The sequence below is a fragment of the Nocardia sp. NPDC055165 genome, from assembly GCF_053606985.1.
On record NZ_JBSGSS010000012.1, the window covers coordinates 233,312 to 244,458 of the forward strand.

The window sequence follows — 11,147 nt, forward strand, 5'->3', positions numbered from 1 at the left end:
CAGATCAGGCGCCGTTGCGTAGGCGACGAAGGAGCAAGCAACGGTGCCTGATCGACGGGACACAAGGGGCCGCGAACTCGAGCGCGCCAGCGCTCCTAGGACACAGTGATGGATCCGCGCATGTCGGGGTGCAGGGTGCACATGTAGCGGTAGGTGCCGGGCTGGGTGAAGGTGTAGGACCATTCGCCCTTGTCGAAGATGGGGCTGTTGAGGCCCATCGCCTTGTCGCCGATGCCCTGCACGTTGTGCGGGACCTTGTCGGAGAACTTCCAGGTCACCGTCTCGCCGACCTTGATGGTCGCGTCGGCGGGGGCGTATTTCATGTTGCCGACCTCGACCGTGAGGTTGGTCGGCGCGTGCTGTTGGGTGGTCGTGGTGGTGACCGGGCGGGGTTTGCGGGTTGTGGTGGTGGCGGCGTTTCCCGAGTCGCCGGAACAGCCGGCGGACAACAGGGCGGCGGCCACGACTAATCCGGCGGCAAACCGGGCGGATGCGGCGCGGTGACGAACCATCGACATGGGTGTGGAGCGTAGTCTGCGAGCGACCCCGGGCCGGTTCGGCGGCCCGTTTTCGGGCGGCTGGGAGGCGACTATGTCGGATCGACGTGGCTACTACACCGTCGACGAGGTGCGGGCGGCGGAAGCCGAGCTGTTCACGCGGGTGCCCGTGGGAATGCCGATGCGGCGGGCCGCCTTCGGACTGGCCGGGGTGGTTGTCGACGAATTGCGGTCGCTGACCGGGGGCGTGGTCGGGCGAACCGTCGGACTGCTGGTGGGGTCGGGGGACAACGGCGGGGATGCGTTGTGGGCGGGGGCCTTCCTACGGCGTCGGGGCGTCCGGGTGTCGGCTGTTCTGCTGAATCCTGAACGGGCGCATCGGGAAGGGCTTGCTGCGTTGCGGGCAGCTGGGGGCCGGGTGGTCGATCGGCTCGATGGTGTCGATCTGGTGATCGATGGGATCGTGGGGATTTCCGGACGGGGGCCTTTGCGGCCCGGGGCGGCGGAAATAGTTGCTGCCTTGGATGTTCCGATTGTCTCGGCAGATCTGCCCAGTGGGGTCGATCCGGATACGGGGGCACTGGATGGGCCCGCGGTGACGGCGGATGTGACGGTGGCATTCGGTGCGTACAAGCCGGTACATGCGTTGGCTGTGCCCCAGTGTGGGCGAATTGTGTTGGTGCCGATCGGGTTACGTCTTCCAGAGGCTGGGCTGGTACAGCTCGATCCAGGAGCGGTGGGGGCCGGGTGGCCGGTGCCGGGGCCTGCTGACGACAAATACAGTCAGGGAGTGACGGGGGTTTGCGCGGGCAGTGCGAAGTATCCGGGGGCGGGGGTGTTGTGCACGGGCGCCGCGGTGGTGGCGACCTCGGGGATGGTTCGGTATGTGGGGTCCGATACCGAGGTATTGGGGAAGTTTCCCGAAGTTGTCGCCAGTTCGTCGATTTCGGAGACCGGGAGGGTGCAGGCCTGGGTGTTCGGGCCGGGGGGTGGCACTGATCCGGGGGCCCGGGATCGGTTGGCCGAGGTGCTGGGTACTGATCTGCCGGTGTTGGTGGACGCGGACGGGTTGACGATTCTTGCCGAGGAACCGGGGCTGGTTCGGGGGCGATCCGGGGTGACGGTGCTGACGCCGCATGCGGGGGAATTCGCTCGGCTGACCGGTGGTGCGGTGGGGGCGGATCGGGTGGGGGCGGTGCGAAGGCTGGCTGATGAGTGGGGTGTGACGGTTCTGCTCAAGGGCCGGGCGACGGTTGTCGCTTCGCCGGGGCAGCCGACGCTGGTCAATGACGCAGGTGGGGATTGGGCGGCTACGCCGGGGTCGGGGGATGTGCTGTCGGGGATTATCGGGGCGTTGCTCGCCGCGGGGTGTGCGGCGGGGTGGGCTGCGGCTGCGGGGGCTCGGGTGCATGCGTTGGCGGCGAATCTGGCTGCTCATGAGGGTCGGGCGGCGGGGGCTCCTATTTCCGCTACGCCGTTGCTGGGGCATGTTCGGGGGGCCGTGCGGGTGGTGCGGGAGGTCGGTGGGGGCGAGGGTCGGTAGTCCCGGGACGGAGCCCAGGTATGGCGGATTCGGCGGGTCCTGGCACGATCGGGGGTGTGAATGCGCAAGTGGAGACGGTCGTCGACTTGGATGCCATTGCTCACAATGTGCGGGTGTTGCGGGAGTACGCGCACGGGGCTGCTGTGATGGTGGTGGTCAAGGCTGACGGGTACAACCATGGGGCGGTGGAGGTGGCTCGGGCCGCGTTGGGGGCGGGTGCTCGGGAGCTGGGCGTGACCACCGTGGGCGAGGGGCTGGCCTTGCGGGCGGCGGGGATCACGGCTCCTGTGCTGTGCTGGCTCAATACTGTCGACGCTGATTACGCGGGTGCTGTGGCGGGCGATCTCGAGATCGGGGTGTCGTCGCTGGCGCAGTTGCGGGCGGTGGAGCGGGCCGCGGTGGCGGCGGGGCAGACCGCGACGGTGACGTTGAAGGTGGATACGGGGCTCAACCGCAACGGGGTGTCGGTGACCGAGTATCCGCAGGTCCTGCGGGCTGTGCGGGGGCTCGTCGACGCGCAGGTGGTGCGGTTGCGGGCGATCTTCTCCCATCTGGCGCACGCCGATGAGCCAGGGCATCCGATGGTGGATCGGCAGCGGGATCGGTTCGTCGAGGCGATCGCGCTGGCCAAAGAGCACGGTCTCGAACCCGAACTCGTTCATCTGTCGAATTCGGCGGCCACCTTGACCAGACCAGATCTGCGGTTCGACATGGTCCGGCCGGGTATTTCGGTGTACGGGCTTTCGCCCATTCCGGAGCTCGGACAATTCGGTCTGAAGCCCGCGATGACATTCCAAGCGGAGGTCGCGTTGGTGAAACAGGTGGCGGCAGGGGAAGGCGTGTCGTACGGGCACCGGTGGATCGCACCGCGCGACACCACGATCGCGCTGGTGCCCGCGGGATATGCCGACGGCGTATTCCGTTCGCTCAGTGGACGTTTCGAGGTGTGGTTGGGCGGGGCCCGGCACCGTAATGTCGGGCGGGTGTGCATGGACCAGTTCATGGTCGACCTCGGCGACAACGCGGGCGGCGTGCGGGAGGGCGACCGCGCGGTGCTGTTCGGCGGCGGCGCGGGACAGCCACACGCGCTCGACTGGGCGCGGGCGCTGGACACGATCGATTACGAGGTCGTCTGCGCGCCGCGCGGCCGGGTGGTCCGCCGCTACGTGGGTACCGGCCGATGACCCGGCGCACGGTGATCCGCCGCGGTGGCCTGGCGACCGCGGGCCTGCTCGCGGGCCTCGCCATCGCCCATACGTTGCGCCAGATCGGCGCGCGGGTGATGTGGCCCGCCGAACGCGACGAATACCGCGACGAGAACTTCGCCCTGATCGACGAGGACGAACCGGGCATGGTGCTCGCCGACGATGGTGTGTCGCTGGCCACCCGCACTTTCGGCGACGACTCCGCCGAGGTCACGATCGTTTTCGTGCACGGCTTCTGCAACAGCATGGAGTCCTTCCACTTCCAGCGCCGCGATCTCGCGCAGCAGTGGGGGTCGCGGGTGCGGATGGTGTTCTTCGATCTGCGCGGACACGGACGCTCCGGCACACCGAGTACCGAGAGCTGCACGGTCGCCCAGCTCGGCCGCGACCTCGCCACGGTGATCCGTGAGTGCGCGCCGACAGGACCGGTGGTGCTGGTCGGGCATTCGCTCGGCGGAATGGCCGTGCTCGCGGCGGCCGCGCAGTTCCCTGAACTGTTCGCCACGCGGGTGCGCGCGGTCGGGCTGCTGAGCACCGCCGCCGCGGAGGTGACCGCGACCGGGATCTCGCAACTGGTTCGGCATCCCGCGGTCGACGGCTTCCGGCTGGCGGTGCGGACCGCGCCGACACTGGTGCAGTTCAGCCGCAGCGCGAGCAAGCACGTGGTGACGCCGATCCTGCACGTGAGCTCGTTCCACGGCCCCGTGAGTCCGACGCTGTCGCGATTCACCACGATGATGATCGACCGCACGCCCGTCGGCACCATCGAAAAGTTTCTGAAAGCGATTGAGTTGCACGACGAGTCAGCCGCATTGCCAGTCCTGGGCGAGCTGCCGGTTTTGATTCTGGGTGGTGCGCACGACGTGGTGATCCCGTTCCGCAATTCCCGCGAACTGGCGGCGGAACTACCGGGCAGCGAACTGGTCCGGGTGCGTGAGGCGGCGCACATGCCGCACCTGCAGTTCCCCGAGGTGAGCCTGGCCGCACTCGACCGGCTGCTCGCGCGGGCGGGAATCATCGGCAGCCGCGGCGAGGAGGCCGTCGGTGGCTGACCCACACCAGCGCGTTCTCGACACTGTCGAGGACACCGAAGCATTCGGCCGCGAACTGGCGGCCACCCTGCGCCCGGGTGACCTGGTCGTGCTCGACGGCCCGCTCGGCGCCGGTAAAACCGCGTTGACCAGAGGAATCGCCGCCGGACTCGGTGTCGCGGGCCGGGTCAGTTCGCCGACGTTCATCATCGCGCGGGCGCACAAGGCCGGAGTGCGGCCGGACGGCACGCCCGGGGTGGCGATGGTGCATGTCGACGCCTACCGCCTCGCGGGCGATCTCGACGAACTGGACTCGCTCGACCTCGACACCGACCTGCACCACGCGGTCGTCGTCGTGGAATGGGGCAAGGGGGTCGTCGAACACCTCGCTGACCGGCACCTGCGAGTGCAACTCGCCCGGGAGCCGGAATCCGATGTGCGCACGGCGATCTGGGAATGGATCGAATAACGCGCGATCATGCGCGCACCGGTGCGCGCCGAGCGCCGATACCACCCGGTATTGTTGAGACAATCATGCTCGTACTAGCAGTCGACACCGCGACACCCGCCGTTACAGCGGGATTGGTGCACCTGTCACCTGCCGGTGAACCCGGCACCCGCCCCGCCGTGGCGACGCTCGCTGCCCGCGTGAAGGTCGACGCCCGCGCGCACGCCGAGGTCCTCACCCCGCAGATCCTGGAGTGTCTAGCCGCGGCGGGGGTGCGCCGCGACGAGCTCGACGCGGTCGTCGTCGGGCTCGGACCCGGACCGTTCACCGGGCTACGCGTGGGAATGGCCACCGCGGCCGCCTTCGGTGACGCGCTCGGGTTACCCGTGCACGGGGTGTGCAGTCTCGACGCCATCGCCGCCGACACCATCGGTGAGAAGCGAGATCCCGGCGAGCTGTTGGTGGTCACCGACGCGCGCAGGCGCGAGGTGTACTGGGCCAAGTATCTGAACGGGGCGCGGGTCGCCGGTCCCGAGGTGAACAAGGCTGTCGACGTGCCGGTGGGTGACGCCGCGGCGATCGCCGGGTCGGCCGCGCACGTGGACTTCTTCGATCTGCCGGTGCTGCCCAGCGAGACGCCCTCGCCTGCCGGGCTGGTCACCGTCGCGGCGCCGGCGTTGCTGGCGGGACAGACACCGCAAGCGCTGGTGCCGTTGTATCTGCGTAGGCCCGATGCGGTGGAGAACAGCTTCCGAACCCTCGACCGGACCGGGGCGTGAGTGCCGTGACCGAGTACCTGATCGCTCCCATGACGCTGCCCGACATCGACCGCTGCGTCGAACTCGAGCACCTACTGTTTCCCGAGGACGACCCGTGGCAGGCGGTGTCGTTCCGGTCCGAGCTGGCCGGCGGGCACAACCGCTACATCACCGCGCGCACCGCCGACGGCGTGATGGTCGGCTACGCGGGCATCGCGCTGCTCGGTGACGACGCCCATCCCGAGGCCGAGGTGCACACGATCGGCGTCGACCCGGATTGTCACCGGGGCGGCATCGGCACGCTGCTGCTCGAAGCGCTGCTGGCGACGGCGGCCGAACGCGGCGGGCCGGTGTTCCTCGAGGTGCGCACGGACAACGCGCCCGCCATCGCGATGTACGCCAAGCACGGGTTTCACATCATCGGGCTGCGCAAGAACTACTACCACCCCAGCGGAGCCGACGCGTACACCATGCGCCGTCCGGAACTCACCGCCGCGGCCGATGAATGGGCCGCGCGCGGCCGGCAGGACGAGGTGTTGTCGTGATCGTCATGGGGATCGAAAGCTCGTGCGACGAAACGGGAGTCGGCATCGTGCGCCGTCATTCCGATGGCTCCGTCGAGCTGCTCGCCGATGAGGTGGCCTCGAGCGTCGATCAGCACGCCCGCTTCGGCGGCGTGGTGCCCGAGATCGCCTCGCGTGCACATCTCGAGGCGATCGTGCCCGCGATGCGTCGTGCGCTGGCTACCGCGGGGATCAGCAAGCCGGACGCGCTCGCCGTCACCATCGGGCCGGGGCTGGCCGGTGCGCTGCTGGTGGGGGTGGCCGCGGCCAAAGCCTATGCGGCGGCGTGGGATGTGCCGTTCTACGCGCTCAACCACCTCGGTGGGCACGTGGCGGTCGATACGCTCGAGCACGGGCCGATGCCGCCCGCGGTGGCGCTGCTCGTGTCCGGTGGGCATACGCACCTGTTGCAGGTCACGGATCTGGGTGAGCCGATTACCGAACTCGGCAGCACCGTCGACGATGCCGCCGGGGAGGCGTTCGACAAGGTCGCGCGGCTGCTCGGTCTCGGCTATCCCGGTGGGCCCGCCCTCGACGCTGCCGCCGGCTCCGGTGACGCGCGGGCGATCGCCTTTCCTCGCGGGATGACCGGGCCCCGTGACGCGCGCTACGACTTCTCCTTCTCCGGTCTCAAGACCGCGGTGGCCCGCTATGTCGAGGCCGCGCAGCGTCAGGGCATCACGCCCGACCAGCTGCCGATTCCCGATATCGCCGCGTCCTTTCAGGAGGCGGTGGCGGATGTGCTGACGATGAAGGCTGTCCGGGCGGCGACCGACGTCGGCGTCGACACGATCGTTCTCGGCGGCGGCGCCACCGCGAACTCGCGGATTCGATCACTGGCCGAAGAGCGGTGTGCTGCGGCGGGTTTGACGCTTCGGGTGCCCAAGCCGCGGCTGTGCACGGACAACGGTGTGATGATCGCCGCGCTGGGCGCGCATGTGATCGCGGCGGGCGCGCAGCCTGCGGAACTGACTGTCGCCACCGATCCCGGGCTGCCGGTCTCGGTGAGCGCCCTGCGCGGCTAGCGCCCGTCCTGCCTGGTCGCACGGCACCCTGAAGAACCCGCCACCGGTCCACCCGGCGCGGTGCGCGCGTTAATCGGCTGGCGGTAGCGGGATTTCGTCGGTCGTGGTGGCCGACGGAATCGGGAGGGTGCTGTTGGCGGGGGCCTGCGTCGGCGAGGTGTTGGGGGTGGAGGGACGCTGTCTGCCGCCACCGGAGGAGCCGCTGTCCAGGGGGCCGAGCGGAGACTCGGGGTAGGGAATCTGCGGGAGGTTCGGATCGGGGCGCAGGGTCGGGGCCGTTGTCGAGGTGGGCGCGGAGGGCGTGGCGGCGCTCGTGCTCGGCGCCCCGGTGGTGGCATTCGGTGCTTCGGTCGCGGGCGGTGCCACGGTGGCTCCGGTGCGTTCGGTGCTCTCGCGATTGGCGGGGGTGGGTGCCGGGGAGAGCACCGGCGGTAACGGGGATTGACGCACGGTGCTGCTCGTGCCGGCGGGAGTCACATCGGGGGCGTCGGGCGACACTGCTTGCACGCCGTAGCCGATCACCAAGCCGACCACCACGACCGCGCCGACGAGGGTGCCGACGACCTTGGCGAAGGTGCCACTCGGTGCGTCGGCGTGCCCACCGCCCGGCAGTCCGGACGGTGCCGCGGCGTCGGCGACCAGCGCCGCGCCCTTGGCGATGACGGCCTCCGGGTCGGGCACGGTGAGCACGGGGACGTCGAGGCGGGATTCGAGAATGTCGATGACACACGGGATATTGGCGCAACCGCCGATCACGGCGACGGCGTCGGGGTACTTCGGCGCGCGGGTGAACACCGACGACGAGAACAGCGCGATATTGCGCAGGAGGCCGTCGATGAGCTCCTCGAAATCGGGACGGGTGAGCTCCAATCCCTGTCCCGCTACATGATCGATGGTGACGACGGGTGCCAGCGACAGGTGTTCCTTGGCCGCGCGGCCGCGGTTGGTCAGTGTGGTGCGGTTGGGCCGGGTGCCGCGTCGGGCGTAGTGCAGGTCGACCAGGTGGTGGTAGATCAGCTCGTCGATCGCGTTGCCGCTCAGCGTCGGCGTGCGTTCGGTGTGCAGCACCACGTTGTCGGTGTAATCGGCCACGGTGACGGTGAGTCCGGTCGCGCCCAGGTCGATCACGGCGACGGTGGGGTAGCGGTCGAGCAGTCCGGTGTGGCGCAGATAGGCGAGGGCGGCGGCGCCCTCGGTGACGAGCCGCAGATCACGGTGGCGCGTGGTGGCGGCCCGAATGGCTTGTGCCTGTTCTTTGTTGCGGTAGGCGACGGCGACGCTGGTCGGTGGACGTGATCGCGCCGAGTCGGCGCGACGGTGGCCGCCGGAGTAGCGCCCGAGCGGTTCGCCTGCCATCGCCACCTGTGACACCGGCAGCTGGGTGGTCATCAATTCGATCGAGGACGACACGAGATCGCCGAGGTCGGAATGTGCCTCATCTGCGGAAACGACCCGGTAGTCGAAAGTCTGCTCGCCCGCGGGCCCCGTCGCGACCAATGCCGAGCACACCACCTCGTTCCCGGCCGAGATGCCGAGGGATGTTCGCATGTTCACCTCCCTTCAAGCCGATGGTGCTCTCCGAGCGGATGGCGCCTTCCTGTGCTATGTCACAGCCTGTTATGCGAACGTTACAGATTGTGGCAGGCGATGTGAAGATCACTGGCCAGTGTGGGCGTGTCGAAAATGCGACATCGGCAGAACCCGACCTTGAGTGCTGGCACTCTCGCGTATAGAGTGCTAGTCGGCACGTACTAGATGGGCATTGCGTAGCTGTACTAGTGCCAAGTCGACTTCTGGGCTTCGGCTCCGGCACCCGCGACGACGGGGCTGTGCGCAGGGTCGCGAGCTGACCGAAACCCGGTCCGGGACACCAGTTCCGGACAACCGAATTTCCCCTGAAAGTGGAGGGCTCAACGTGGCGAGCGTGAACATCAAGCCGCTCGAGGACAAGATCCTCGTCCAGGCCAACGAGGCCGAGACGACGACGGCCTCCGGCCTGGTCATCCCGGACACGGCCAAGGAGAAGCCGCAGGAGGGCACCGTCATTGCCGTCGGAGCGGGCCGCGTCACCGATAAGGGTGACCGCATCCCGGTCGACGTCAAGGAAGGCGACGTCGTCATCTACAGCAAGTACGGCGGCACCGAGATCAAGTACCAGGGTGGGGAATACCTCATCCTCTCGGCGCGCGACATCCTGGCCGTCGTCACCAAGTAAGGCCAACGCCGCATCAGCGTTCCGCCCCGGCGTCTTCACAGGCCCGGGGCGGATTGCGTTCACAAACAGGAGCTGAATCCTCTTATGCCCAAGCAGATCGAGTTCGACGAAAAGGCTCGCCGGGCTCTGGAACGCGGTGTCGACAAGCTGGCCGACGCCGTCAAGGTGACCCTCGGCCCCCGCGGCCGGCATGTGGTGCTGGCCAAGGCTTTCGGTGGCCCCACCGTGACCAACGACGGTGTCACCATCGCGCGTGAGATCGACCTCGAGGACCCCTTCGAGAACCTCGGCGCACAGCTCGTCAAGAGCGTCGCCACCAAGACCAACGATGTCGCGGGCGACGGTACGACCACCGCCACCGTGCTGGCGCAGGCGTTCGTGCGCGGCGGCCTGAAGAACGTCGCCGCGGGTGCCAACCCGATCACCCTCGGCCAGGGCATCGCCGCTGCCGCCGAGAAGGTGTCGGAGGTGCTGCTCGCGCTGGCCACTCCCGTCTCCGGCGAGAAGGCCATCGCCCAGGTCGCCACCGTTTCCTCACGTGACGAGGAAATCGGCGAGATGGTCGGCAAGGCGCTCACCACGGTCGGCAAGGACGGCGTCGTGACGGTCGAGGAGTCCTCGACCACGAACACCGAACTCGTCATCACCGAAGGCGTGCAGTTCGACAAGGGCTACCTCTCGCCCTACTTCCAGACCGATCCCGAGACCCAGCAGGCCGTGCTCGAGGACACCTACGTCCTGCTGCACCGCGACAAGATCAGCTCGCTGCCCGATCTGCTGCCGCTGCTCGAGAAGATCGCCGAGTCCGGCAAGGCCGTGCTGATCGTGGCCGAGGACGTCGACGGCGAAGCGCTGTCCACCCTGGTGGTCAACTCGATCCGCAAGACCATCAAGGCCGTCGCCGTGAAGGCGCCGTTCTTCGGTGACCGTCGCAAGGCGTTCCTCGACGACCTGGCCGTCGTCACCGGTGGCACCGTGATCAACCCCGATCTCGGCGTCACCCTGCGCGAGGCCACCATCGAGCAGCTGGGTCAGGCGCGTCGCGTCGTCGTCACCAAGGACGAGACCGTGCTGATCGACGGCGCGGGCTCCGACGAGGACATCAAGGGCCGCAGCGCGCAGCTGCGTCGCGAGATCGAGGCCTCGGACTCCGACTGGGATCGCGAGAAGCTCGAAGAGCGGCTGGCGAAGCTGGCCGGTGGCGTCGCGGTGATCAAGGTCGGCGCTGCCACCGAGACCGCGCTCAAGGAGCGCAAGTACCGCGTCGACGACGCGGTCGCCGCTGCCAAGGCCGCGGTCGAGGAGGGCATCGTCCCCGGTGGTGGTTCGGCGCTCGTGATCGCCGCTGCCGCACTGGGCGAGCTGCGTGACTCGTTCGCCGGCGACAAGGCCGTCGGTGTCGAGGTGGTTCGTAAGGGCCTCGAGGCGCCGCTGTACTGGATCGCCACCAACGCCGGCCTCGACGGTGCCGTCGTGGTCGCGAAGGTCTCCGAGGGCAAGGAAGGCTTCAACGCCGCCACCCTGACCTACGGCGACCTGCTCGCCGACGGTGTCGTCGACCCGGTCAAGGTGACCCGCTCCGCCGTGGTGAACGCCGCCTCGGTCGCGCGGATGATCCTGACCACCGAGAGCGCCATCGTGGAGAAGCCGGCCGAGGCCGACGACGACCACGGCCACGGTCACTCGCACTGATCGGGTAAACGGAAGGCCCGCTGCTGATCATGTGATCGGCGGCGGGCCCTTCTTGTTCGAGTAGTCCCAGTTGGTTTGACGCTGTGTTTTTGGAGCGCTGGCGCGCTCGAGTCGCGGCCCTGAGGGGCCGCCGGTTAGCCACCGGGGCTTGCTCCTTCGTCGCCTACGCC

General features: G+C 68.6%; 11 protein-coding genes. 9 read left to right on the forward strand and 2 right to left on the reverse strand.

Going from position 1 to position 11,147, the window contains the following annotated elements:
- Window positions 1-95 precede the first annotated feature (95 nt).
- Complete coding sequence (locus tag ACWFRF_RS24425) at window positions 96-518, reverse strand: plastocyanin/azurin family copper-binding protein (protein WP_378996949.1); 423 nt, start codon at window positions 516-518, stop codon at window positions 96-98.
- 73 nt (window positions 519-591) lie between these two features.
- Between ACWFRF_RS24425 and ACWFRF_RS24430 the strand changes: the two genes are divergently transcribed.
- The 7 genes from ACWFRF_RS24430 to tsaD all read left to right on the forward strand — a co-directional run bounded on the left by ACWFRF_RS24430 (window position 592) and on the right by tsaD (window position 7,070).
- Window positions 592-2,040, forward strand: coding sequence for a bifunctional ADP-dependent NAD(P)H-hydrate dehydratase/NAD(P)H-hydrate epimerase (locus ACWFRF_RS24430; protein WP_379313875.1), 1,449 nt, complete (start codon window positions 592-594; stop codon window positions 2,038-2,040).
- 20 nt (window positions 2,041-2,060) lie between these two features.
- Window positions 2,061-3,224, forward strand: a complete 1,164-nt coding sequence (gene alr / locus ACWFRF_RS24435; protein WP_378996956.1) for an alanine racemase — start codon at window positions 2,061-2,063, stop codon at window positions 3,222-3,224.
- Window positions 3,221-4,297, forward strand: coding sequence for an alpha/beta fold hydrolase (locus ACWFRF_RS24440; protein ID WP_379313876.1), 1,077 nt, complete (start codon window positions 3,221-3,223; stop codon window positions 4,295-4,297). The genes alr and ACWFRF_RS24440 overlap by 4 nt, the downstream gene beginning before the upstream one ends.
- Window positions 4,290-4,745, forward strand: coding sequence for a tRNA (adenosine(37)-N6)-threonylcarbamoyltransferase complex ATPase subunit type 1 TsaE (tsaE, locus tag ACWFRF_RS24445; protein WP_056818220.1), 456 nt, complete (start codon window positions 4,290-4,292; stop codon window positions 4,743-4,745). Before ACWFRF_RS24440 ends, tsaE begins: the two co-directional genes overlap by 8 nt.
- 65 nt (window positions 4,746-4,810) lie before the next feature.
- A complete protein-coding gene (tsaB, locus tag ACWFRF_RS24450; RefSeq protein ID WP_379313877.1) occupies window positions 4,811-5,503 on the forward strand; it encodes a tRNA (adenosine(37)-N6)-threonylcarbamoyltransferase complex dimerization subunit type 1 TsaB in 693 nt (230 codons plus the stop codon).
- A 29-nt stretch (window positions 5,504-5,532) separates the two neighbouring features.
- Window positions 5,533-6,027 (forward strand): ribosomal protein S18-alanine N-acetyltransferase, encoded by a 495-nt coding sequence (gene rimI / locus ACWFRF_RS24455; protein WP_378996954.1) that lies wholly within the window; start codon window positions 5,533-5,535, stop codon window positions 6,025-6,027.
- Window positions 6,024-7,070, forward strand: a complete 1,047-nt coding sequence (gene tsaD, locus ACWFRF_RS24460) for a tRNA (adenosine(37)-N6)-threonylcarbamoyltransferase complex transferase subunit TsaD (RefSeq protein ID WP_378635322.1) — start codon at window positions 6,024-6,026, stop codon at window positions 7,068-7,070. The genes rimI and tsaD overlap by 4 nt, the downstream gene beginning before the upstream one ends.
- A 69-nt stretch (window positions 7,071-7,139) precedes the next feature.
- Here the strand turns inward: tsaD and ACWFRF_RS24465 are convergent, their stop codons facing one another.
- Window positions 7,140-8,618, reverse strand: coding sequence for an Hsp70 family protein (locus ACWFRF_RS24465; protein WP_379313878.1), 1,479 nt, complete (start codon window positions 8,616-8,618; stop codon window positions 7,140-7,142).
- Window positions 8,619-8,985: 367 nt separating this feature from the next.
- Between ACWFRF_RS24465 and groES the strand changes: the two genes are divergently transcribed.
- Window positions 8,986-9,285 (forward strand): co-chaperone GroES, encoded by a 300-nt coding sequence (gene groES / locus ACWFRF_RS24470; RefSeq protein ID WP_056818214.1) that lies wholly within the window; start codon window positions 8,986-8,988, stop codon window positions 9,283-9,285.
- An 84-nt stretch (window positions 9,286-9,369) separates the two neighbouring features.
- A complete protein-coding gene (groL, locus tag ACWFRF_RS24475; RefSeq protein ID WP_379318164.1) occupies window positions 9,370-10,977 on the forward strand; it encodes a chaperonin GroEL in 1,608 nt (535 codons plus the stop codon).
- The last annotated feature ends 170 nt before the right edge of the window (window positions 10,978-11,147 follow it).